General features: G+C 61.5%; 22 protein-coding genes. 12 read left to right on the top strand and 10 right to left on the bottom strand.

Annotated elements, in window-relative coordinates; all coding sequences use genetic code 11:
- Positions 1-10: 10 nt before the first annotated feature.
- The 8 genes from NUG21_RS18645 to NUG21_RS18610 all read right to left on the bottom strand — a co-directional run bounded on the left by NUG21_RS18645 (position 11) and on the right by NUG21_RS18610 (position 6,328).
- Entirely contained in the window at positions 11-268 is a 258-nt protein-coding gene (locus NUG21_RS18645; RefSeq protein ID WP_263391656.1) for a hypothetical protein, read from the bottom strand.
- An 11-nt stretch (positions 269-279) separates the two neighbouring features.
- On the bottom strand, positions 280-1,263 hold the full coding sequence (locus tag NUG21_RS18640) for a radical SAM protein (RefSeq protein ID WP_263391655.1): 984 nt from the start codon (positions 1,261-1,263) through the stop codon (positions 280-282).
- A 9-nt stretch (positions 1,264-1,272) separates the two neighbouring features.
- Positions 1,273-1,542: a hypothetical protein gene (locus NUG21_RS18635; RefSeq protein ID WP_160946186.1), complete on the bottom strand. Its 270-nt coding sequence runs from the start codon at positions 1,540-1,542 to the stop codon at positions 1,273-1,275.
- A 167-nt stretch (positions 1,543-1,709) separates the two neighbouring features.
- Positions 1,710-2,501: a siderophore-interacting protein gene (locus NUG21_RS18630; RefSeq protein WP_242160253.1), complete on the bottom strand. Its 792-nt coding sequence runs from the start codon at positions 2,499-2,501 to the stop codon at positions 1,710-1,712.
- Positions 2,502-2,587: 86 nt separating this feature from the next.
- The gene (locus NUG21_RS18625; RefSeq protein ID WP_263391654.1) at positions 2,588-3,133 is read right to left on the bottom strand and encodes a PadR family transcriptional regulator; all 546 of its coding nucleotides are present in this window, start codon (positions 3,131-3,133) and stop codon (positions 2,588-2,590) included.
- Positions 3,134-3,531: 398 nt separating this feature from the next.
- Positions 3,532-3,918: an STAS domain-containing protein gene (locus NUG21_RS18620; RefSeq protein ID WP_019797362.1), complete on the bottom strand. Its 387-nt coding sequence runs from the start codon at positions 3,916-3,918 to the stop codon at positions 3,532-3,534.
- A complete protein-coding gene (locus NUG21_RS18615; protein WP_242159510.1) occupies positions 3,915-4,355 on the bottom strand; it encodes an ATP-binding protein in 441 nt (146 codons plus the stop codon). The genes NUG21_RS18620 and NUG21_RS18615 overlap by 4 nt, the downstream gene beginning before the upstream one ends.
- Positions 4,352-6,328: a SpoIIE family protein phosphatase gene (locus NUG21_RS18610; RefSeq protein ID WP_317852492.1), complete on the bottom strand. Its 1,977-nt coding sequence runs from the start codon at positions 6,326-6,328 to the stop codon at positions 4,352-4,354. The genes NUG21_RS18615 and NUG21_RS18610 overlap by 4 nt, the downstream gene beginning before the upstream one ends.
- 216 nt (positions 6,329-6,544) lie before the next feature.
- Here NUG21_RS18610 and aceE point away from each other — a divergent pair, with 216 nt between their 5' ends.
- The 11 genes from aceE to NUG21_RS18555 all read left to right on the top strand — a co-directional run bounded on the left by aceE (position 6,545) and on the right by NUG21_RS18555 (position 19,281).
- Positions 6,545-9,235: a pyruvate dehydrogenase (acetyl-transferring), homodimeric type gene (gene aceE, locus NUG21_RS18605; protein WP_150409817.1), complete on the top strand. Its 2,691-nt coding sequence runs from the start codon at positions 6,545-6,547 to the stop codon at positions 9,233-9,235.
- 93 nt (positions 9,236-9,328) lie between these two features.
- On the top strand, positions 9,329-10,321 hold the full coding sequence (locus NUG21_RS18600) for a PD-(D/E)XK nuclease domain-containing protein (RefSeq protein ID WP_050946503.1): 993 nt from the start codon (positions 9,329-9,331) through the stop codon (positions 10,319-10,321).
- Entirely contained in the window at positions 10,318-11,442 is a 1,125-nt protein-coding gene (locus NUG21_RS18595) for a hypothetical protein (RefSeq protein WP_263391652.1), read from the top strand. Before NUG21_RS18600 ends, NUG21_RS18595 begins: the two co-directional genes overlap by 4 nt.
- Positions 11,439-12,113 (top strand): hypothetical protein, encoded by a 675-nt coding sequence (locus NUG21_RS18590; protein ID WP_263391651.1) that lies wholly within the window; start codon positions 11,439-11,441, stop codon positions 12,111-12,113. Before NUG21_RS18595 ends, NUG21_RS18590 begins: the two co-directional genes overlap by 4 nt.
- A gap of 91 nt (positions 12,114-12,204) precedes the next feature.
- Positions 12,205-12,858, top strand: a complete 654-nt coding sequence (locus NUG21_RS18585) for a hypothetical protein (protein WP_263391650.1) — start codon at positions 12,205-12,207, stop codon at positions 12,856-12,858.
- 180 nt (positions 12,859-13,038) lie between these two features.
- Positions 13,039-14,010 carry a hypothetical protein gene (locus NUG21_RS18580; protein WP_138985689.1) on the top strand — a complete coding sequence of 324 codons (972 nt, stop codon included), beginning with the start codon at positions 13,039-13,041 and terminating at the stop codon, positions 14,008-14,010.
- A gap of 430 nt (positions 14,011-14,440) precedes the next feature.
- Positions 14,441-15,040 (top strand): XAC0095 family protein, encoded by a 600-nt coding sequence (locus tag NUG21_RS18575; protein WP_019795955.1) that lies wholly within the window; start codon positions 14,441-14,443, stop codon positions 15,038-15,040.
- A 123-nt stretch (positions 15,041-15,163) separates the two neighbouring features.
- Positions 15,164-15,652: a hypothetical protein gene (locus NUG21_RS18570; protein ID WP_263393141.1), complete on the top strand. Its 489-nt coding sequence runs from the start codon at positions 15,164-15,166 to the stop codon at positions 15,650-15,652.
- Positions 15,649-17,292, top strand: a complete 1,644-nt coding sequence (locus tag NUG21_RS18565) for an XVIPCD domain-containing protein (RefSeq protein ID WP_263391649.1) — start codon at positions 15,649-15,651, stop codon at positions 17,290-17,292. Before NUG21_RS18570 ends, NUG21_RS18565 begins: the two co-directional genes overlap by 4 nt.
- Before the next feature lie 143 nt (positions 17,293-17,435).
- Complete coding sequence (locus tag NUG21_RS18560) at positions 17,436-18,215, top strand: SPFH domain-containing protein (RefSeq protein ID WP_019797028.1); 780 nt, start codon at positions 17,436-17,438, stop codon at positions 18,213-18,215.
- 148 nt (positions 18,216-18,363) lie between these two features.
- Positions 18,364-19,281: a hypothetical protein gene (locus NUG21_RS18555; RefSeq protein ID WP_263391648.1), complete on the top strand. Its 918-nt coding sequence runs from the start codon at positions 18,364-18,366 to the stop codon at positions 19,279-19,281.
- Between the two features lie 181 nt (positions 19,282-19,462).
- On the opposite strand, the gene NUG21_RS18550 is transcribed toward NUG21_RS18555, so the two are convergent.
- Positions 19,463-20,431 carry an alpha/beta hydrolase gene (locus tag NUG21_RS18550; RefSeq protein WP_263391647.1) on the bottom strand — a complete coding sequence of 323 codons (969 nt, stop codon included), beginning with the start codon at positions 20,429-20,431 and terminating at the stop codon, positions 19,463-19,465.
- Positions 20,432-20,541: 110 nt separating this feature from the next.
- Here NUG21_RS18550 and NUG21_RS18545 point away from each other — a divergent pair, with 110 nt between their 5' ends.
- Positions 20,542-21,510, top strand: coding sequence for a polysaccharide deacetylase family protein (locus NUG21_RS18545; protein ID WP_019797170.1), 969 nt, complete (start codon positions 20,542-20,544; stop codon positions 21,508-21,510).
- 113 nt (positions 21,511-21,623) lie between these two features.
- Here the strand turns inward: NUG21_RS18545 and NUG21_RS18540 are convergent, their stop codons facing one another.
- Positions 21,624-22,169 (bottom strand): RNA 2'-phosphotransferase, encoded by a 546-nt coding sequence (locus NUG21_RS18540; RefSeq protein ID WP_263391646.1) that lies wholly within the window; start codon positions 22,167-22,169, stop codon positions 21,624-21,626.
- Positions 22,170-22,307: the final 138 nt, after the last annotated feature.

Genomic DNA, 22,307 nt, shown 5'->3' with positions numbered 1-22,307 from the left:
TGGTTGCACGTCAGCCCTGGCCTGGGCCCGGGGTGGGGGTGATGCAGGAACCTTTGTTGGTGCAGTTGGTGTTGCTCCCTAACGAGCAGTCTTTCGTATTCGTGCACGCCGGGTTGGTGCCATTGCAGACTTCGTTGGTGGCGCGTGTGCCGAAGCGCCGCGTTGCCAATGCTTCCACTGCAGCAGCGGTGGAAGCTTCCGAGCCGTCGAACAGCACTTCGGCATTCTTGCCTAGGGATATCTTGTCTGGGTCTATGCGGATGGGCATCGGGATGCATCTCAGGTGCTTGCCAAGGTGGAAAGCGGGCAACCAAGCGTTTGCTCGGAGAGATCGGAGAATCCGCTCATCCAACGACGCAGCTTGTCGTTTTCGATGTCGATGGTGCCGTCAGCGTGGAGGCGCCCGAGATCGTTGCGATCATCGTTGAGCGCGACCGTGCATTTGCCGATTTTCCCGTTGGCGCGAATCATCAGCGAGTTCGGTTTTGCCGCGTAGCAGATATATCCATCCAGATGCTCTTCCGAAATCGGGCGTGCGTCCTTGGAGGGAAGGTCGGTAGCGGCGGTGATATGGGCAATGGCGTCCGGGTAGCGGTCTCGCGGCAGCACCTTTTCCCCTATCGTGCTGCCGGCGCTCAAGTTCGAGACTTTGTGGAAGTACACCGAGAACCGTGGGTCGTCGAGCAGCTCGCGACGCAGGCTTGCGTAGAGGCGCCGCACCGATTCAATGTTGTCCTGGTGCAGATGCAGCCGCAGCGAGATGGAAAAGCGCGCCGCGAGTGCGCGATAGGCGATGAGGTTGGACCAGATTTTCTCGAACGTCGCGCCTTTGCTGGCGGTGATGCGTGTTCTGTCGTGCCATTCTGCGTCGCCGTCCAGCGTGATCTGGAACTCGCGGTGCTGGAGTTCCGTAAAGCGCTGGAGCAGGGCGGGCTCCAGCAGATAGCCGTTGGTGGTAAAGCCGGCGCTGAAGGCGACGTCGTGTTGCGCGCAGACCGCATTGGCGTGTTGGCCGATCTCCAGGACGACATCGCGCGCCAGGAGGGGTTCCCCGCCGAACCAGGAGATATTCAGTCGATCCAGGTGGGGCGCGCGATTGGCGATCAATGCCTTGATGCCGCTGACCACGCTCGGGTGCATGCGTCCTATCGCAAAGTCTTCATAGCAATAGGTGCAGCGGAAATTACATTTTTCGGTCGGCAAAAGGATGAGAGACAGGATGCGCGGAGAAAGCGCCTCGGCGATGGTGGCTTCGCTCAGCATCGGCGTGCCTCAACCGTTTGGCGAGGGCTGGCCGCCGGCTCGACAAGAGCCCACATTGGACGCTTTGGAACAGTCACCTGTGTTGTTGCAGGTGTAATTCGTGGAGGAGCAGGTGCCGGAGTTGGTACACGTTCCGGCATTTTCGCTCATGGGGCGAATCGCTCCTGCCGTCGCTGAAGCGATCGCCGCGGCGCGCAATCGATGGTTGGCGAAGTTGATCGATCCGTCCGGGTTCAGCGTGATGCCGCGGGGATCGATCGCGTGAAATGCCTTGTCCATGTGCAAGCCGCCTCTCGAGATCCGTCGATGGGTAGGCGGCTTTGTAAAATGCAGGTCTCTGAAATATTGTGATTTATTTCGCAATTTCTTGGTGTGTCTACAGTGCGGATGAGTGCTGCCCGCCCCACCTGCAATTGCACTTCGCCGGCTGGCGGCATGCCGGCGTGCTACTCGTCCTGGTCCCCGCCCGCCTTCCAATACCCGGTCGCGCGAATCCACTCCTTGGGCACGCCCAAGTGGCCTTCGACGAACTTGCGCATCATCCGCGCGCGGGCCGATTCGCAGGCGATCCAGTAGAACGCATCGCCATCCGGCGGATCGAAGTCGCGCAGCGCGCCTTCCAGCAACTGGCTGCTGCGCGGGTCCACGCCGTTGCGCTCCAGCCAAGTGACGCGCAACTCGGCGTCGCAATCCAGCGTCTGCCGGTCGGCGTAGCCGGGGATCTCGATCAGTGCGTCCACTTCCGCGTCGGCCGGCAGGGTTTCCAGCCAGCGGCCGATCGCCGGCAGTGCGGTCTCGTCGCCGATCAGCACGTAGGCGTCGAAATCGTCGGCGGCCACGAACGAGCCGCGCGGTCCGCCGACCACCAGCGCATCGCCGGGGTCGGCCTGCGCCGCCCAGCGGCAGGCCGGACCGTCGCCGTGCAGCACGAAGTCCAGGGTCAGTTCCTGCGCGTCGGCATCGTAGTGGCGTGGGGTGTAGTCGCGGGCGGGCGAGGGCAGCGCGTCGGCCGGATACACCGGGCCGTGCTCGGTCATCGTCGGCAGCACGAACGCGCCTTCGGGATTGGGGAAGAACAGCTTGACGTGGTCGTCCGGCCCGGCGCTGACGAAGCCATCCAGCTCGGGGCCGCCGACGACGATGCGGCGCATGTGCGGGGTCAGCGGTTGCGTGCGCAGCACCTGGAGATGGCGCAGGCGCAGCGGGTGGCGCAGCAGGCGGTGTTCGTGAGTCGCCATGGGAATCCTCGAAAAGTGGGGGAGAGGGTTGGCGGGCGACGCGGACGCCGAAAGCGCTGATGTCCGCGTGCTGGCTGGAAGGGGAATCAGGGGGGCGTGCCATCCATGCCGTCGGCAGCGGAATTCAACAACGCGGCGACGCGCTCGATCTCGTCCGGGTCCCAGCGCCCGTGCCGCGCCAACAGGCCATGCTTGATGCGGCGCATCGCCTCGCGCACCGGCGCCGGCACGTTGGCGCGCACCAGCGCACGCGCGCTGTGCTGGGTGCGCTGCAGCGCCGCGTCCACCTGCGTGCGCTCGGCCCGCACAAAGGCCTGGCCGGCCTCGGTGATCGCATAGCGCTTGCGCGTGGCGTCGGCATCGGCCTGCACCAGGCCCTGCGCCTCCAACTGCGCCAGGGTCGGGTAAACCGTGCCGGCGCTGGGCGTGTACAGGCCATGGAACAGTTCGGCGACCGCGCGGATCAGCTCGTAGCCGTGGCGCGGCTGGGTCTCGATCATCGCCAGCAACAACAGGCGTAGGTCGCCGTGGCCGAGCGGGCGGGGGCCGCGTGCGCCACGGCTGCGGCCGGCCCGGTCGTCTTCGAACAGGCGGTGCGCGGGGTGCGGGCCGGGGGCGTGGGGTCGTGGCATTTCGATATGTCGAATTCGGTGCGGAAAAGATATATCGAAGTGGGGTGGCCGGCAAGCGCCTGGGAGGGCGGGCGTTGGCGCGCTGGGGGATTGGTTCAGTCAAGACGGCAGCGTGCGCGTGTGATCTCTGCAGGTGGGGATCGCCAGGTTGCCCCGGCCAGCGGTGGCCCTTGTGGGGAGTCACCTGTCATGCAGCCGGGACAAGCGAAGCCGAAAGTCGACGGACACCCTCCGCCGTCGGGACTGAAGTCCCTCCCACAAGGATGCCCAGCGCATCCCTGTAGGAGCGGCTTCAGCCGCGACGGGCGTTACCGGTGACGCCTGTCGCGGCTGAAGCCGCTCCTACGAGGAGCAACAAGGCAGCGGTTGCGGGCGTACCGCACAGGCGCCGCCTGGCCTCACCCCCCGCGCTCCTGCTCCAGCACCCGCCGCTGCATCTCGTCCAGGTAGTCGTCCAACTCCTGCACCGAGGTAAAGATCTCGTTCAACGGCACCGCCTTGACCACGTCGAACACCTTGCGGATCTGCGGCTGCGGGTTGACCACCAGCACCCGGCCCTCGCGCGCGGCCAGCACCTTGCGCGCCTTGAAGATCGAGCGGATGCCGGCGCTGCTGATGTAGTCCAGGTGCGACAGGTCCAGCACCAGGGTGGTGATCGGCGTGGCCAGCAGCGGCGCCAGTGCCTCGTCCAGCGCCTGGTAGGTGTGCGTGTCCAGCCGCCCGCTGAGGGTGAGGCGTTGGCGCTTGTCCTGCGCCGGGTCGATCTGCAGGCTCAACGTGGTCATGCGGGTGACTCCTGAAGGGAGGGATCGGCGGGCTGCAGCAGGACGATGCGCACGACGTTGCGGCCGCCGTCGTGGCGGTATTCCAGGCGATCGGCGAGTTGCTGCACCAGGTGCAGGCCGAGGCCGCCGATCGGGCGCTCGGCGATGTCCGCGTCCAGGTCCGGCACCGGCGCACTGCGCGGGTCGAAGGCCGGGCCGCTGTCGTGGAACTCCAGCACCAGCGCGTCGGGCTGCAGGTGCACGATCACGTCCACCGGCCGCGGGGCACGGCGCAGGTGGCCGTGCTCCAGGGTGTTGCAGGCCAGCTCCTCGACGATCAGCCGGGTGCGACTGACCTGCTCGCCGCTCACGCCATGGCGCAGCAGCGCCGCTTCCACGCTGTCGCTCAGTTGCGCCAGTGCGTCCAGTGCCGGTTCCATCTGCCATCGCAGCATCATCGTGTCGCCTCCCTTGCCGAATCCTGGCGTAGCCGGATCGCCAGCAGGGTAATGTCGTCGGACTGCGGTGCCGGCGCGGTGAACGCCTGCACGTCGGCCAGCACGGCGGCGCATTGCGCCTGCGCATCGGCGCCGGGCTGCAGCGCCGCCAGCAGGCGCGCCTCGCCGTAGGCCTGCTCCTGCGCGTCCATCGCCTCGGTGATGCCGTCGGTGTAGCTGAGCAAGGTGGCGCCGGCGGCCAGGCGCCCATGCACCACCGGGTAGCGCGACTGCGGCTCCAGCCCCAGCGGTGGACCCGATTCCAGCGGCAGCAGCGCGGCGTGGCCATCGGCGCCGAGCAGCAACGGCGGCTCGTGGCCGGCGCTGGACAGCCAGTAGTCGCCGCTGTGCACGTCGATCAGCCCGCACAGCACGGTGGCGAACATGCACGGCTCGTTGCCTTCCACCAGCCGCTGCGAGGCCGCGATCAGGATCGCGTCCGGGCGCGTGTGCCGGCGCGCGGCGATCTCCAGCACGGTCATCGCCCGCGCCATGAACAGCGCCGCCGGCACGCCCTTGTCGGACACGTCGCCCACCACGAACCACAGCAGCCCCGGCTCGGTCTCGAAGAACTGGTAGAAATCGCCGCCCACCATCTCCGCCGGTTCCAGCAGCGCATACGTCTCCAGATGCTTGTGGGCGCTGTCGAAGGTGCGCCCGCCCGGCAGCATCGCCTGCTGGATGTCGCGCGCGATCGACAATTCGCTCTGCATGCGCTGCCGCGCCTGCGCCAGCGTGGCGATCTCGTCCAGCTGCCGCTTGATCGAGCCGCGCGCGCTGTCGAAGGCACGCGCCATTACCCCCACCTCGTCCGCGCGTTCGACATGGCGCAGCGGGTAGTCGAACGCGCCTTGGCTGAAGTGCAGCGCCGAGTCGGTCAGGTCCTCGATCGGCCGTACCAGCCGCACCGTGTAGCGATGCAGCAGCCACAACCAAACCGCCAGCGCGGCGGCACCGGCCAGCGCGCCCCACAGCACGATGCGGTCCAGCCCGGCCAGGATGTAGTCCTCCGACACGCTCAGCGCGAAGGTCCAGCCGGTGTCGCCCACCGCCGCGCTCTGCGTGAGGTAGCGGGTGCCGTCCGGCGCGGTGTGCTCGAAGCGCACCGCGGTGTGGGTGTCGGCCGCCTGCGCCAGCGGCGACAGGTCCGGCCGCGCCCGCGCCACGTGTGCCTCCAGCGTGCGGCGGAAGCGCAGCGCCGGGTCCGGATGCAGCACGAACAGCCCGTCCGGCGACAGCAGCATCGGCTGCAGCCCGCTGTTGGCCGGCAGTTCGGCGACGATGGCCTGCAGGCGCTGCAGCGGCACGTCCACGCTCACCATGCCGATCGCCGGCGCCTGCGGGCCGTCGCCAGGCAGGCGCAGCGGCAGGTTGTAGGTGGTCAGGTAGGTGCCGCCACTGCTGGCGTCGCTGTATGGCTCGGACCACCAAGGCGCCGGCGCGGCCAGGGTGCGCCGGTACCACGGCATGCTGTGCAGGTCGAAGCCCATCGCCTCCGCCGATTGCTCCTGCACGCCGCCGGCGGTGCGCCGCAGGTGCCAGGCGAAGCCGCGGCCATCGTCCTTCAGCGCGCCGGGCTCGATCACCAGCAAGGCGCCGGCGATGTCCGGGTCGCCCTGCAGGGTGGCCTGCAGCAGGGTGCGCAGGTTGAACGGTTGCCGGCCCAAGCCCGCCGCGGTGGCGGCCAGGGTGCGCCCGCTCACCTGCACCGAGCCCAGCGTGGCATCCAGGCTGCGCGCGGTCTGCTGGGTCAGCCCGGCCACCTCCTCGCGGGCGTTGCGCACCATCACCTCGCGCGCGCCCAGGTAGAACAGCAGGGCCAGGCCCAGCAGCAGCGCCACCTGCAGCAGGCTGCCCCACAGCAGCAGCCGCGTGCGCAGGCTGTGCCGCCAGGCGACCGCGGAGGCGTCCTGCGCTGACGAGGCAAGGGCGATGGCGGCGCTCCACGGGGGCCTGGAGCCCGATCATAAGCGCAGCCGCGGCCGCCCGGCACAGCGGGCGCGGCGGCTGTCCCGCGGGGTGTCCCGGGCCAATGTGACAGTCCGTTCCATACGCTGGCGTACGAGGTCCTGCGGGGCGGTTGCGCTACACTTGCAGGCTTCGAGAAAACACATGCCATCGCGCGCGTGCGTGCGACCTACGGGAGCGTTATGAACTGGTTGAACGAGGTGCTGCAGAACGATCCGAACCCCACTGAGACCCAGGAGTGGATCGAATCGCTCAAGGCCGTCATCGATGTCGCAGGCCCCGAGCGCGCGCATCAGCTGCTGGAGGACATGGTCGAGCTGACCCGTCGTTCCGGCGCCTACCTGCCGTTCTCGCCGACCACCGAGTACGTCAACACCATCGCCCCCGCCAACGAGGCCAAGAGCCCGGGCGATGCGGCCATCGAGTGGAAGATCCGCTCGATCATCCGCTGGAACGCCATGGCCACCGTGGTCCGCGCCAACCGCAAGCCGGGCGACCTGGGCGGCCACATCGCCTCCTTCGCCTCCAGCGCCACCCTGTACGACGTGGGCTTCAACCACTTCTGGCGCGCGCCCTCGGACAAGCACCCCGGCGATCTGCTGTATATCCAGGGCCACAGCTCCCCCGGCATCTACGCCCGCGCCTTCCTGGAAGGCCGCATCAGCGAAGACCAGCTCAACAACTTCCGCATGGAAGTGGACGGGCAGGGCATCTCCTCCTATCCGCACCCGTGGCTGATGCCGGACTTCTGGCAGACCCCCACCGTGTCGATGGGCCTGGGCCCGCTCAGCGCCATCTACCAGGCGCAGTTCATGAAGTACCTCGAGCACCGCGGCCTGATCGAGAAGTCCGACCGCAAGGTGTGGTGCTTCATCGGCGACGGCGAGAGCGACGAGCCCGAGACCCTGGGCGCCATCGCGCTGGCCGGCCGCGAAGGCCTGGACAACCTCATCTTCGTGGTCAACTGCAACCTGCAGCGCCTGGACGGCCCGGTGCGCGGCAACGGCAAGATCATCCAGGAGCTGGAAGGCGTGTTCCGCGGCGGCGGCTGGAACGTCATCAAGCTGCTGTGGGGCGGCTACTGGGACGCCCTGCTGGCCAAGGACACCAACGGCGTCCTCAAGAAGCTGATGATGGAAACCGTCGACGGCGAGTACCAGAACTGCAAGGCCTTCGGCGGCGCCTATACCCGCGCCAACTTCTTCGGCAAGTACCCGGAGACCGCGGCCATGGTCGCCGGCCTGTCCGACGACGACATCTGGCGCCTGAACCGCGGCGGCCACGATCCGCACAAGGTCTACGCCGCCTACCACCAGGCGGTGAACACCAAGGGCATGCCCACCGTGATCCTGGCCAAGACCGTCAAGGGCTACGGCATGGGCTCGGCCGGCGAGGCGCTGAACCCCACCCACCAGACCAAGAAGCTGGACGACGACGCTGTGCGCGCGTTCCGCGACCGCTTCAACATCCCGCTCAGCGACAAGCAGTTGGCCGACGCCGAGCAGGTGCCGTTCTACCACCCCGGCCCGGATTCGCCGGAAGTGCAGTACCTGCAGGAGCGCCGCGCCTCCCTCGGCGGCTACCTGCCGCAGCGCCGCCGCAAGGCCGACCTGTCCATCCCGGCCCCGGGCCTGGACAAGTTCGAGCGCCTGCTCAAGGACAGCGGCGAGCGCACCTACTCCACCACCATGGCCTTCGTGCAGAGCCTCAACATCGCCCTGCGCGACAAGGAACTGGGCCCGCGCATCGTGCCGATCGTGGCCGACGAAGCCCGCACCTTCGGCATGGAAGGCATGTTCCGGCAGATCGGCATCTACGCTCCGTTCGGCCAGAAGTACAAGCCGGTGGACGCCGACCAGCTGATGTTCTACCGCGAGGACCAGTCCGGCCAGGTGCTGCAGCAGGGCATCAGCGAGCCGGGCGCCATCTCCTCGTGGCTGGCCGCCGGCACCAGCTACTCGGTCAGCAACGTGCCGATGCTGCCGTTCTACATCTACTACTCCATGTTCGGCTTCCAGCGCGTGGGCGACATCGCCTGGCAGGCGGCGGACATGCGCACCCGCGGCTTCCTGCTCGGCGGCACCGCCGGCCGCACCACCCTCAACGGTGAAGGCCTGCAGCACGAAGACGGCTTCAGCCAGGTCATCGCCGGCTCCATCCCCAACGTGCGCAGCTACGACCCCACCTTCGGCTACGAAGTCACCGTGGTCATGCAGTACGGCATCCAGCGGATGATGCAGGAGCAGGTGGACGAGTACTACTACATCACCCTGATGAACGAGAACTACGCCCACCCGGAAATGCCGGCGGGCGCGGAAGACGGCATCATCAAGGGCATGTACCTGCTCAAGGACGCCGGCAAGCCCAAGAAGGGCGAACTGCGCGTGCAGCTGCTGGGCTCGGGCACCATCCTGCGCGAAGCCATCGCCGCCGCCGAGCTGCTGGACAAGGACTTCGGCGTCACCGCCGACATCTGGTCCTGCCCCAGCTTCAACGAACTGCGCCGCGACGGCTTCGACGCCGAGCGCTGGAACCGTCTGCACCCGGAAGGCGAACAGCGCAAGCCGTTCGTCACCCAGCTGCTGGAAGGCCGCCAGGGCCCGGCCATCGCCGCCACCGACTACGTGCGCGCCTTCGCCGACCAGATCCGTGCCTTCGTGCCGATGCACTACACCGTGCTGGGCACCGACGGCTTCGGCCGCTCGGATACGCGCGCTAACCTGCGCCGGTTCTTCGAGGTCGATCGGTACTACATCGCGCATGCCGCGATTGCGGCGTTGGCGAAGGATGGGAAGATGACCGGCAAGGATGTGGCTCGGGCGATCAAGCAGTACAAGATTGATCCGGAGAAGGCTAATCCGGTTGGGGTTTGACACTGCTTATCTAAGTCTACAAAAAGCGGCCTTCGGGCCGCTTTTATTTTGTAGGATAGTATTCAAGGCAGGAAGCTATATCAGGGAGGGGACATGGCTGAGACCATAAATATTGCTGAGGTTGCATCAAAAATAGCTAAGGATATTTTCAAGGCGTTTGGGTGGCATCTTCATCCAAGGAAAGACGATAACTTCAAATGTTTAGATGAAACGCATACGACTCGTGGTGGTAAAGAGAAGAACAGCCATCCAACAGACGTCGTTTTCAGCTATCAGGATCCCTATACGGGGCGCAGAGTGCACCTTTTGACTGATCTCAAAAGCTATCAAAAGGATTCAATAAGCAATACAAAAGTTAGGTCAGCGCTTCAGTCGCTAGCCATGTCTGTTGAATGTGCGCAAGAGTCGGATGAGTGGCGGCAGAAGTTTGCTGTAGTCGTCGATGAGCCGCACGAGATTCGTGGGCTGCTCTTTGTGCACAATCACGACGGGGGTTATGAAAAGAATTTTGTTGAGGAACTCAGAAAAGTCAATTTGCGGACGCTAGAGCTCAGGGAATCAGTGGTGCTGCATTTCCTGGGGCCGGGCGATATATCAAGGTTGTTCATCGTGGCTAACGATATTCTTAGATTAATAGCTCAGGATGAGCTGCCAAGGGAATATACCTTTTATTATCCTGATCTTGTAATGACAAGAAGGGTGGGCTCGGTTTGGGGGCAGCAGGCAACGGTTGAGACTATTGCTGGCCCATTTTTTATTATCAAGCATGCGAAAGCCGAGCAGCACGATGCAGGTTATCTGGTGTACTACAATAGATCAGGGGGGACATACGAAGAATTCGAGTATTTGATTGATTGCTTTTCTCGGCACCAAATTCTGGACGCGGAGCTTCCAGTTAGAATTCGAGTTGGCGCGCGTGATGTTGATGAAAATTATCAATCAAACTTTGACATTGCTGTGAATAGATACCTAAGGTCTTGGGGGTTTGATGAGACAAGGTCAAAAAATCTAAAGAAGATCAATATTAGCCGAGTTCAAGCGGTGGTCTCCGCTTACAATCCGGGTGATTGCGGGTGGCGGACATGAGTGAGCAAAAATTCGGTCCTTCTATATATTTCGCCACGGACAAAAATATATTCGATGCACTCAACGAACACAAGGTTGATTCAGTAACAGTGATCGAGCTTTTTCTCGATCGAAATACAATTGTAAGTTCGGAAAGTAATCGTAGCGACCTTTCCAAGCGATTTTCACGTTTGCAGCACGACTATTATGACCACAAGAAAATTTCTTCGCGCTTAGGAGTCGTGCCTAGACGTGAAAGAGTAACCGCAACGCAACTTCTTGGAAAAATCGCCATTGATGAAGTTAGGAGGGCGGTGGAGGCAATTAAAGAGAGCTTCGAGGACGCAGGGGATTCCATCTCTGTTAGCAAAATTGCTGACGGCATGCTTGTGGCCATCCAATACTCTAAAATTGATTACAGGCGGAGCGAATTCAATCAGATTCAAGTTCGAGATGGTTTCCTTGAAATTAGAATGTCTGACGGAACCGCTACGATTCGCAGCACTCAAAATTCCTATATTGATAGTGTTCGCGACACATTTATAGGGGCTTTGAAAAAAGAAGTCAGTACTGACCTCGCCCGCGTTGATGTGTCTCTTTATGATTATCCTGAGCCAAAGATAAGATCTCGCTTCTTCTATGATCTTTTCTCAGGCCTGCCCGGATATTCGTTCCGTGATGTTACCGATGTCTATGTATATAAACCAAAATCTGGTTTTCTAAGTGAGGAGGTGGATGTCGATTCCCCTCAGGTCGAACGTGTTGCACTGCGTGGAAGCGGAGTCAGTAAAACAAAATTGTTTAATGACCTCGCAGCAGAGGGTTATTATACTGTTCGAGTGGGCTGGCAAGCAGTTGGGATGTTTGATCGCGGCCATCTATACTCAATTGAGGTTGTTTTCGCCGATCCTGTCGGTTGCACCGGTCTTTCGTATGTAGTGCTTGGAGTAAATGAGCGCGATGAGAAGAGCGGCTTCCGCAGAGCTAGAAGATCACCTACCAAAGGAGAAACTGAGCAGCTATCGAAGGCGATCGAGGCGCGAGCCAGGGAATTGTTAGCGGCTTTAAAGGTGGCAAAGGGTGTCGCGCCTCAAGGCGCTGCTAAATCCACCGAAGCTGCGGAGGAAGGAGATGCGGTATGAAATCGTACCGGTGGTATGCACTAGCATTAAATGGTCGCGCGCTCGCAACAGCTGATATTGCAGCTTTGCCGGCCTCGGAAAGTGAAGCAAACTTTTGGTTCTCATTTGAGCAAGTTCATGGCGCGGCTGCGCTTGGCAGGTTTAACTTTCGACACTCGTTTCTTGTCGAGCAAGTGCATGGTGGTATAAACGATGAAGTCATCGAGCTCGTATCCTCTGTAGATGTCGCCATTACCAGCGGCGTTTTTGCATCGGTCGTTCGCATCAGTGATAGCGGGCGGGGAGCGAAGCGCCTCATTGAGGCGCTAACCGAAATCTTTGGGTTTGGTTTTTCCGTAAGTCCGATGAAAACCTTGGACGGAGAGCAAATCGTGGGATTTAATTCTAGTGATTTTGATGACTGCAAAATGGTCAGTCTTAAAGTAACCAATGTGCGTGTTGCAGATGGTGTCATCGCCAGAATGGAGTTCGCATCTAGGCAGGGGATGTCGCTAGAGGAGCTTGATGACTTAAAATCAAGAAATTTTAGTGTTGACAGCGTCAAATACGAAGTTTTGAAGGCTGGTGTTCGAGGCTCGATAGCAGCTACATCTTCCGGTCGTGCAATAGTTTCAGGATCCCTGGCGCCTTTTCTTTCCCACATCCTTGATAAAGCAATGCGCCCGTCCTAAGGGCTTTAAAGTCGGCAGGACATATGATTGGACCGGACAGGTGCAATTTTTATCCCAGCAACGCCGTTTACGATAACGCAGATAGGAAACTATGAGTATCAAGTTTAATCTTACTGGGCTATCTGAGATTTATAATGAGTCCCTGCGGCGAGCCGAACCCATGCTTGCCTTCGAAGTAGTGCATGGTAATGGACGATTCGTTTTCATGATGTTCTTTTCGAAAGAGGACGAGGAGTCAAAAGATAGACTTTTCGTTCAGCTGAGGAATACTAGGGTTTTTCTAAAGCTCAAGGTCTATGGGAGTCATAGAAATGGAGATTTCCTAATATATTTTGAAGCCGCTGATAAAAGGGCGATCATTGATGAGCTTATGTTGAATGGAGATGGAGAGACCTTTATCTTTGAGCGATTCTTGGAGCAGATGAACCGGCAAATACCTAGTCAACTGCCTCTCCAAAGTAAAATAGATAAAATCCGGGAGGTGTGGCCTAACGTTCGCTCTAAGCTTGTGGATATTGTTGATGAGGCGGATAAGACAAATCTGTTAGGGATAAAAAAATTACCACTTGGAAGTAAACCGAAAGATAAGACGCTTAGGAAGTTGTATATTTATGCAAATGGAGATGCCGCCGTTATATCAAAATTAATAGATTCGTTGAAAACGGCTAACTGTACGCTTGCATGGACCAACAGAGACGTCGATCAGGTATCGTTGGAAGAGCTTATGTATAGAATAAATTCGTAAGACGGCGGCAGAATTGGGGTGAGGTAAACCCAATCACTTAGAGTAATACGCCTAAAGGGCAGTGTGCAGGAGATGGTTTGTAAAACCCAGTAGGCTTGATGTGCGCATGCTGGGGAGTGTTGCTTCAATGGATATCACCGTAGTGCCGCGTTCTCATCAAAAGATAAGGATTGGTTAGATATGGAGGGCCTAGAAGGAAACTACAAGCGCGCGGCGCAGTATTTAGGGGATGCTGTCCTTGGAGACGGCAGCCGGCGGCACTTCTTAGACTTTCATGTAGCTAATTGCACGCCGCCTTGGCGGCGAATAATTACCGCCTCTGCTAAGCTCGACATTGTAGTGCCGGGATTTATTGAATTAATTGCAAAGCGACTCGGGGCATTAATGGGTGAAAATGAGAATTTTTACGAGCAATTGCTGCAGGCGCTATGCGAAATTGTTATCGCAGAGAAGTTTGTCGATGTCTATAAAAAGGAAGAGGGCTTCAGTTTTACTTGGGAGCCTACTGAGAATGGATTAAAAAATCCTGAATTTATGGTTGAATGCGAAGACTGGAGACTGTTGGTCGAGGTAAAGGCTCCGTCGCTTCTGGCCCATAAAAGATCTGCGACAGGCTCGTCTATGCAGATTCCATATAGAGGATGGGATCGCGAGCTTTTGGCTCAGTTCTCCAATAGGATAGTTTATCCATTGGATAATAAAATAAAGGATTTTATCAATAGTGCTCAAGGAAAATTTTCGCAATTTAACAGCGATAAGAAACTAACTTATGGGCTGTTGGTGATTTGCTGGAGTGAGCGCTTATATGAAGCGGTTGGGCCTTTAAGCAATCTTGCGACTGGCTTGCTCACCGAGGAAAGCTATTTTCGAGATGCCGATAATAAGGTCGTAACATTCCCGCATGTGGGAGGTGTGTTGGTCACTGATCATCTTGGCCGGATATCCCAAGCTTTAAGTCATCCTTTCGGCCTTGGTGAACTAATGTCTTACGGATCCTATTGGTCTAGCGTGGCTGCAAATCCTGTTTTTTGCAAAAATCCCGAGGCGCTTTCTTGTGTCCCAGGACATGTCCTTGAAAAGCTTGAGGCGATACCTGAGGGTGAACATCTTGATCCGCTCGCAAACACGATGGATTTTATATATTGGTTTTAATGACGGGGATTTTGGGGTCAGAGCGCAGTTTCTTGTCTTGCAGTTTGAGTTTAGGGAACTTAACTGCGTAGTGAGCTCGACGCGATAGCCAATCTGGCCATCAATGGGTAGCCACGCGCGGCGCTAGAGCGAGTCAGCTTCCTGATGAGAGATTCTAAAAATCGCTGTTGACAGGCCACGCATCGTGTAGCACTCTTTTTATGAAGGAGCGTCGAAACTCCCCTCATAGCGGTACCCACCTCCGACAAACCGGTGGGTTTTTTGTGCCCGAGGCTCGGGCGCAAGCCGACGCGATGCCTGCGTCGGGAGGGCGGCTAATACAACACCCTTCGGGGAAATACGCCCGCCGTCTATGAGCGGTTTCGAACCTCCCGACTTCCCGTCCGCCATGCGTGGCGGCCGGACCCCTTCATGGAACGAGGAGGCAACGATGGCGCACGACCGTTTGGACGACGACGACATGCCCGGCTATTTCCTGCCGGAGGACAGCCAATTCCGCCTGGCGAAGCTGCGCGATCACGTGCGCTTCCTGGTCCGGCTGGCGCAGCCACGCACGCAGGCCGAGGAGCGCGCCGCCGAACCCAAGGTGCGCATGGGCGAACTGGCGCTCTGCCTGGAACTGTTGGCCGAGCAAGTGGATCTGGTGCTGGACGCGCTGTCCTATCCCGCCCAGCGGACCGACACCACGCGCGGCGCCCGGCCCGATGCCACTTACCAGGCAGCAACGGACGCCGGCAGCGGCACGTTCCGCGTGACGCAGCAGCAGATCGACAGGCTTACTCAACTGGCCGAGACCGTCTCCGCCAATGCCCGGATAGTGGCGGCCGGCGATGCGGCCGAGCGTGCCGGCCAGACGCTGCCGCAAGTGGGCAGCACGCTCTGTGCCGTGGCGAACGACGTGCATGAACTGCTGCTGCAGATCGCACACCAGCCGCTGCGCGAACCATCGTCGAACCGCGTTCGCGAAGAGCGGGCGCTCTATGCGCTGGAATCCGAGGCGCTGCCTGCGGAAGGCGGGTGGCTGCATTGATCCTGGTTTGGTTGAGGCACGAACATTCAGCAAATTAGGGCGCTTGGTGACCTGTGGAACGTCCCGGGACTAGTTGCTATCTTCCGCATATACGAGCCGCAGACCATGTCCAAGGAGTGACCGATGGCTGAGCAAGAGCGATCAAGCCCGCGTTTTCCAGTGGCCGCGCTATTGATGGTGATGGCGTTGATCACCTCGTGTGCTACCACCGCTTCCGCGAGCAAATCTCCGTCGTTCTCTGGGGAGTGGGCGTATGCCAAGAAATGCGACTTGGGCCACTATCTGAGCCTGCATCTGCAGCAACGTGGCGATCGCGTGACGGGGGATTGGAGCGAGGGGACCAACGTACGCGGCAATGATGGGCAGTTGCAGGGAGAGGTGCGCGGAGACACGCTGTATATCCGCTACTGTAGCGATGACGGAGGAAATAGCCACTCCGCATGCCCGGCGTTCTCCGAGAGAGAGGATCAGTTCAAGCTGGAAAATGGACAGCTCATTCGATATGAGAAGTACGGTTCCAGCTATCGCCGCACTGTCGCGCTTTATCCGGATATCGCAGGTAAGGACGTGCCTTATGACAAGGATTGTTCGGATCCGGAGGACGCACAATGAGTACGCTCACCGATAAGGAGCTGCGTGCAACCCTGTACTTCGCTATGGGTGTCACTTCCGAGAGTCGCTACAATGCATATCGACTGGTTGTCGCAGGCGACAAGGCTTCAACTCCGACGCTCGAACCAGCGGACAATAGTGGTTACTCGATCGGTACCATCCAGACGGACCTGGGGCAGCACTACCAGCCCAATGACCCTAACGGCGAGAACGTTCCGAGGGATCTGATCAATGCATACCAGGATTGGGCGAGAGCGCATCAGCCGCAGTCGGTGTTGACCGACGATCAGGCGACAAGAGCGATCGCGGATCTTGGCCGTGATGGAGATGCGATCAAAAACGATGACGGTCGCCCGCTGGATGCGGATGTCAAATCGCGGTTGGATGCGTTCTTGGCCTCGGACGCCGGTATCACGTGGGTGCACGACCGCGATGTCGCCCAGATCGACAAATTGATGGATCGCGCCATCGCGCCGCTGCAGCGAAGCAACCTGTATCAGAACGCGTCGCTCGACGACCAAGTAAAGCTGGCGGCCATCGTTGGCAAGGCATACAACCAGAACGAAGCACGCGCTGCGCCAATGATTCGCAAGCTTGAGGCGAATCAGTATGAATCCGTAGCAGACGTCAGTGCTGCCATTGACGGGTTTCTTCCTAAGCGCTCTGGTCAGAAAGACTACTTTGAGCTGGGCCGTGACGACGCGTTGAGGGGCGCGGCGGTCGTCAACTCGCTGCGCAACGCGAATCGAGAAAGCCCTCTCTCGACTGCGTGGGCAAGTGTCCTGGCGGATCCGCTCGTCAATCCAACCGCCCTCAATGCAGATAGGGCGCATCAGAACTTGCCGCACGAGTACCCCGTCATCAAGAACTTGTTCATCCATGACGATCGCGCAGGGCAATTCATCGGTGCCTTGGATAGAGGCGGGGCGCATCAGTACGGCCCTACGGACCGCGCGCATCCGGAGCGCTTCAATGGGCCGGGTTTCTATGCCGCAGGCAATGATCTGGTCAACTGGAACAAGTATGGGCAGGGCCATGCCTTCTTGAACGGCGAATGGAGTTCTGTCTCACGCGAAGACCTGACGCGCACGCGAAACCAAGATGGCACTACTGATCTCAATAAGCAGCAAGGAGGCCAAACGCAGCGGCTGCTGCATGTGGACCCTCATGCGCCGGAACTTCGGCCCGCCCCGCAGCAGCACGGTGGCCGGGCCGGCCCCGATAATCCTGCGCACCCCGATCATGCAATGCTCCTGCAAATCAGAGATGGAGTGCAGCGGCTCGGGAATCAGGCTGGCGTGCCATTCGATGAGAACAGTGAGCGTGTGTGCAGGAGCCTTCTCGCCGCATGCAAGGACAACGGAGACCAGTATCCGAATGCTTCCAGTGCATCGCTCTCCAGCAATGCATTAACAAGAGTGGATCATGTTGTCGCCGGCCCTGAACGCCTTATCGCAGTTCAAGGAGAATTGAACGACCCCGCGCACCTGCGCGCGCATGTGCCAGTGCAGCAGGCGATGCAGACTCCGGTCGAGCAGTCAGATGCCAAGCTGATGGCGGCGAACCAGACCATCGCTCAGGAGCAGGCGATGACACAGCAGCGCGAGGTGTCCAGAAATCAGGGCCAAATCCTCGATTGATCTGATGAAGGAGGCGTCGCTCGTAACGGATAGTGCGCAGGCCTGCTCCTCCAGGGTCGAACAGTCCATCGCGATGCGCTAGCATCCCGCGCACACGACGGCGCGCGGCGCCGTCCTTCAGGGGGACATCGATGAAACATTCCATGCTGGCCGCCGCCGTGGCGGCCTTGCTGTGCGGCTGTACCGTGGTCTCGCCCGATCCGGGGCAGCAGGCGGTGCTGGTGGACAAGCCGCTGCTGTTCGGCAAGGGCGGCATCCGCCTGGACGATGTGCGCGATCCCGGCCGCACCTACACGTGGATGACGACCTCGGCGGTGTACGTGGACACCACGCCGCAGACGGTGCAGGTGGCGTTCGACGACTTCTCGTCCAGCGACAACATCCTGTTGGACTTTTCCACGCAGATCCAATACCGGATCACCGCGCCGGCGCGGCTGCTGTCCGGCTTCGGCCAGGACTGGTTCAAGAACAACGTCGCCAGCCAGTACGCGGCGATCGTGCGCGACCAGGTCAAGCGCTATGACATGACGCGGATGATGAGCGACCCGGACACGGCGCGGAAGATCGACGATTCGGTCACCGAGAACGTGCGTGCCCTGGTCAAGGAGCAGGGCCTGCCGATCCAGATCCAGAACATCACCCTCGGCCGCGCCCGCCCCAATCCCGACGTGCTGCAGCAAATGAACCTGACCGCCGCGCAGCAGCAGCGGGTCAAGACCCTGGTGGAAGCCACCACCGCCGAGCGTCAGCGCGAGCAGGAGCAGGTGGCCAAGGCCGACGCGGACAACGCCTACCGCAACCGCATGGGCCTGACCCCGGAGCAGTACTTGGCCAGCCAGATCGCCGAGATCAACGCCGAAGCCTGTGCCAAGGCGCAGGCCTGCTACATGGTGCCGTCGGGGACTTCGGTGATTGCCAAGTAGCGCGCTGCGGTAGAGGCGGGCTTGAGATGGCCCGCCGCATGCCGTTCGGTCGCACGCTGCACGTTGTCGCTACGGCGCGCCGGCAGCGGTTGTCGCCGTGCCGCGTGTCTGCCACTGTGATGGCTGTGTCCTGCGAGGAGATCCGCAGATGGAGCCCGCCCCGTTCCCAGTGTCGCAGCGCCCGCCGGCAACGCGCCTGTTCGCCCTGTTGGCACGCGACGCCCGTACCGGCGTGATCTTCCGCCGCGGGCCGAGCAAGCAGGTGCAGTTGATCCACTGGGATCTGCGCGACGACAGCTTCGTGCACGGGCAGTGGTTCAAGGGCCGCATCTACGAACGGCGCTGCGATCTGTCGCCGTCGGGGCGGCTGCTGGTGTATTTCGCCTCCAAGCAACGCGGCGCTTTCGGCACCTGGACGGCCTTGTCGCGGCCGCCGTTCTTCACCGCGCTGGCGCTGTGGCCGAAGGGCGACAGCTGGGGCGGTGGCGGGATGTTCGAGGACGAGCGAACCTTGTTGTTGAACCATCAGCCGCGCGACGGACACGATCCTTTCCCGATGCCAACCGGCTTCCAGTTGCCGCACGATCTGCAGGTGCGCCCGTTCGGTGCGGATTCGGGGAGCGGCGAGGACGAGCCGATCGACGGCGTGTTGCGCGAGCGCGATGGCTGGCAGCTACGCGATGCTGGTGAGGGCGAACGTGGCGGGCTGCGCGGCGACGCGCTGTTCCGCTTCAGCCGCCCGCGCGTGCGCGAGAAGCTCGGCGCCAATGGCCGCCGCCTGCAGTCGCTGCTGCATGCGGTCGGCCAGGATAATCATGCGTGGTACGGCCTGGATCACCGGGTGCTGGACCGCGACGGCACGGTGCTGGTCGATCTGCCGGGCAGCGACTGGGCCGACTGGGATGGCGGCGACCTGGTGTTCGCGCGTGAGGGCGGGCTGTATCGCCTTCGCAAGAGCGACTTCCGCGAAGTGGCGCAGCGGGGCGCGCAGGCCTTCCAGTTGCTGCACGACTTCAGCGGCGCGCGCTTCGCGCCACTGGCGCCGACGGCGGACGCGCTGAAGTAATGAGCGACCGTTGCGCGGCGCCTTCAGTAAACCTCTACGACCAACGCGTCGCTAGATGCAGGCGTGCCTTCAGGAAACCTGTAACGGCGGCCGGCGCGCACCTGTAGGAGCGGCTTCAGCCGCGACAACACCATCCGTGGAGATGCGGCACCCGCCCGGCCAGCGGCGTGCGCGCCACATCTCACTGCGGCGGAACACCCAGCAGAAACTTCAAGCCGTGGGTGAGCCCACGCGGCGCCACGCTCAGGTGATCCTCATCGGCCAGCACGTCCAATTGCAGGCGCAGTGACGGATAGTGCCGCCCGCGCAAGGTCTGCACTATCTGCTGCGCGTCGGTCACCATGTCGTAGTGCTTGCCGTAGCGGCGCTGTTCGTACTCGCCGACGTACAGGTAGACCTGTGCCAGCAGGTCGCGGTGGCTGGAGGCGAAGCGCGCTTCCTCGGCGCGCATGGCATGCTCGCCGAACCAGTACGACGGACTGCCCAGGATGTAGCCGGAAAACAGCTCCGGCGTGCTCAGCAGGATCTGCGTACCGAGCAGGCCGCCGTAGGAGTGGCCAAGGAACAGGCGCCGCGCTTCATCGGTGCGATAGCGCTGGCCGACGAAGGGGAGCACTTGGTCGCGCAAGTACGCAATGTAGGTGCTGGAACCCCCGTGAGTGGCACCGGAGGCCGCAACATCGCCGGTCTCGGTAGTGGGCGTATAGTCGCGGCGCCGGCTCGGCATCGGCGCATCGCCGAGCGCATACGACAAGCCGACCAGGATAAAGTCGTCGATGGCCGGCCCTTCGCCGTTCAAGCGCCGCGCGATCTGCCGCGCCACCGGAAACGCATAGTCGGCATCGGTGGCATACAGCACCGGGTAGCGCCGCTCGGGATGGTCCGCATAGCCGGCAGGCAGCGCCACGAAGACCTGGTACGTGCGGCCGGACACGGGATCGGGGACATCCCACACCTCGGTCCCGGCCAGTTCGTAAGGCGCACCGCTGCCACGCTGTCCGCCGAGCTGGGTTGCTACTGTGCGCGGGGCAGGCGCCGCTGGCCGTGCGGCGGCTTCTTTCGTTGCTGCTACCGCCGCGGGTGCTTGTGCCACGTTCGTGCACCCTGCCAGCAGCAGTGACGTCCAGACCAGCCACAGCGCCTTCCTCATTCCTTCGTCTCCTGATGTCGTGCTACTGCGGGGTTCGTATCCGGCACATGGTGCCATGTTGGCGGCAGCGACCATCCGGATAGACTGGTGCTTCACTCCGGGAGCATCCGATGAGACTACTTCGCTGCCTGCTGCTGCCGGCCCTGCTGTGCGTCGCCGCACTCGCCCAGGCCCAGGACGATACCCGCCGCATTGCGGTGACCATCGACGACCTGCCGTGGCAGCGCATCGAGCAGACGCCGCCAGCGCAATTGCCGGCACTGCATGCGCAATTGATGGCCTCGCTGCGGCAGGCGCAGGTGCCCATCGTCGGCTTCGTCAACGAGGACAAGCTGGAGCAGGATGGACAGGTGCAGCCGCAACGCGTGGCGATGCTGCGCGACTGGCTGGACGCCGGCTATGCGCTGGGCAACCACACCTACGGCCACGTGAACCTGCACCAGGTCGGCGTGCCGGCGTACGAAGACGCGATCGTCCGTGGCGAGCGCACCTTGCGGGCGTTGCTGACCGAACGCGCTCAGCCGCTGCAGTGGTTCCGTCATCCGTATCTGGCCACCGGCCGCAGCGTCGCCGACTGCGAGGCGGTCAACGCCTTCCTGGCAGCGCACGGCTACCGCGTGGCGCCAGTCACGGTGGACAGCGGCGAATGGGTGTGGGCATTTGCCTACGCGCATGTGCTGGACGAGCCGCCCGGCCCGGCGCGCGATGCCATGCTGCTGCGGCTGCGCAAAGGCTACGTGCCGTACATGCTCAACAAGCTGGATTTCTTCGAGCGCGAATCGCAGGCCCTGTTCGGCCGCCGCATCCCGCAGGTGTGGCTGATGCACGCCAACGCGCTCAACGCCGCTGCTTTCCCCGAACTGGTCGCGGCCACGCGTCGCCGCGGCTACGCCTTCATTTCCCTGGAGGAGGCATTGCGCGATCCCGCCTACACCCACGCGGAGGGCTACACCGGCCCTGGCGGGATCAGCTGGCTGCACCGCTGGGCGATGGCCGAGGACAAGCCGAAGGACTTCTATGCCGGCGAACCCGTGGTGCCGCGCTGGGTGTTCGCGCTGGCTGGGGTGGATGCGGAGTAGGCAGGGATCGTCTCGCAACGCCTGCCAAATCGGAGCAAAGGATTATGGGAGCCTGGATGTTCCTGGTCAGTCGCACTCGCGGTATGGGCGCGCAAGCGGGATAGCCACAGGAACTAGATTTCCGAGAAAAAGCTGCTGGGAACTGTCTGGGTGAGCCAGACGCCATTGTCCGCCTGAAAGAAGGCAACGCCCTGCTGGTGCATCCGCAGGGCTTCGACTTTCAGGACAACCGGCGTGCCATGACGTTGCCCGACCATGGTCGCGGTGGCGATGTCCTGCGACAGGTGCACATGATGCCGTTGGCCGGCGCGCAAGCCTTCGGCCAGGATCGCGTCCAGAAACCGTGTGGCGGTGCCGTGGTAGAGGAACTCCGGCGGCACCTTGGCTTCGTACTGAATGGCGACGCTCTCGGTCGAATGGCCCTGGACAGCCCGGATGCGCCGGCCATCGTCCGAGAGTGCGAAGCGTTTTTTGTCGCTGCTGTCCACCACTGCGCGAATGAGGTCTGCATCGAGCGTCCTGCCGCTTTGGACAGCACCCACGATCAACGCATCGACCTCCGCCCAGCCTTCGCTGTCGAGGGTGATGCCAGCGGCTTGCGGTTCGTGGCGAAGCACAAAACTGAGGAACTTGCTGATTTCTGTGTGTTGCTTGTTCATATGAATGCTTGGTTGCTAACAATTCCAACCATCGTTCGGCGATGTTGATATCGACGTCACCGGTCAGTTGGCTGGCAACATTGGCGTTGAGGCAGTGTAGGCCCGAGTCGGCGCGATGCAATCGTCAGCGTCGTGGAG

Origin of the sequence: Xanthomonas sp. CFBP 8445, assembly GCF_025666235.1 — a bacterium.
Lineage (GTDB): Bacteria > Pseudomonadota > Gammaproteobacteria > Xanthomonadales > Xanthomonadaceae > Xanthomonas_A > Xanthomonas_A indica.
Note: the sequence above shows the minus strand (reverse complement) of the source record. Positions and strands in the feature narration are given on the sequence as shown.

Coding starts and splice junctions, on each gene's coding strand:
- NUG21_RS18645 (WP_263391656.1), bottom strand. CDS start 268: ATGCCCATCCGCATAGACCCAGACAAGATATCCCTAGGCAAGAATGCC.
- NUG21_RS18640 (WP_263391655.1), bottom strand. CDS start 1,263: ATGCTGAGCGAAGCCACCATCGCCGAGGCGCTTTCTCCGCGCATCCTG.
- NUG21_RS18635 (WP_160946186.1), bottom strand. CDS start 1,542: ATGGACAAGGCATTTCACGCGATCGATCCCCGCGGCATCACGCTGAAC.
- NUG21_RS18630 (WP_242160253.1), bottom strand. CDS start 2,501: ATGGCGACTCACGAACACCGCCTGCTGCGCCACCCGCTGCGCCTGCGC.
- NUG21_RS18625 (WP_263391654.1), bottom strand. CDS start 3,133: ATGCCACGACCCCACGCCCCCGGCCCGCACCCCGCGCACCGCCTGTTC.
- NUG21_RS18620 (WP_019797362.1), bottom strand. CDS start 3,918: ATGACCACGTTGAGCCTGCAGATCGACCCGGCGCAGGACAAGCGCCAA.
- NUG21_RS18615 (WP_242159510.1), bottom strand. CDS start 4,355: ATGATGCTGCGATGGCAGATGGAACCGGCACTGGACGCACTGGCGCAA.
- aceE (WP_150409817.1), top strand. CDS start 6,545: ATGAACTGGTTGAACGAGGTGCTGCAGAACGATCCGAACCCCACTGAG.
- NUG21_RS18600 (WP_050946503.1), top strand. CDS start 9,329: ATGGCTGAGACCATAAATATTGCTGAGGTTGCATCAAAAATAGCTAAG.
- NUG21_RS18595 (WP_263391652.1), top strand. CDS start 10,318: ATGAGTGAGCAAAAATTCGGTCCTTCTATATATTTCGCCACGGACAAA.
- NUG21_RS18590 (WP_263391651.1), top strand. CDS start 11,439: ATGAAATCGTACCGGTGGTATGCACTAGCATTAAATGGTCGCGCGCTC.
- NUG21_RS18585 (WP_263391650.1), top strand. CDS start 12,205: ATGAGTATCAAGTTTAATCTTACTGGGCTATCTGAGATTTATAATGAG.
- NUG21_RS18580 (WP_138985689.1), top strand. CDS start 13,039: ATGGAGGGCCTAGAAGGAAACTACAAGCGCGCGGCGCAGTATTTAGGG.
- NUG21_RS18575 (WP_019795955.1), top strand. CDS start 14,441: ATGGCGCACGACCGTTTGGACGACGACGACATGCCCGGCTATTTCCTG.
- NUG21_RS18570 (WP_263393141.1), top strand. CDS start 15,164: ATGGCTGAGCAAGAGCGATCAAGCCCGCGTTTTCCAGTGGCCGCGCTA.
- NUG21_RS18565 (WP_263391649.1), top strand. CDS start 15,649: ATGAGTACGCTCACCGATAAGGAGCTGCGTGCAACCCTGTACTTCGCT.
- NUG21_RS18560 (WP_019797028.1), top strand. CDS start 17,436: ATGCTGGCCGCCGCCGTGGCGGCCTTGCTGTGCGGCTGTACCGTGGTC.
- NUG21_RS18555 (WP_263391648.1), top strand. CDS start 18,364: ATGGAGCCCGCCCCGTTCCCAGTGTCGCAGCGCCCGCCGGCAACGCGC.
- NUG21_RS18550 (WP_263391647.1), bottom strand. CDS start 20,431: ATGAGGAAGGCGCTGTGGCTGGTCTGGACGTCACTGCTGCTGGCAGGG.
- NUG21_RS18545 (WP_019797170.1), top strand. CDS start 20,542: ATGAGACTACTTCGCTGCCTGCTGCTGCCGGCCCTGCTGTGCGTCGCC.
- NUG21_RS18540 (WP_263391646.1), bottom strand. CDS start 22,169: ATGAACAAGCAACACACAGAAATCAGCAAGTTCCTCAGTTTTGTGCTT.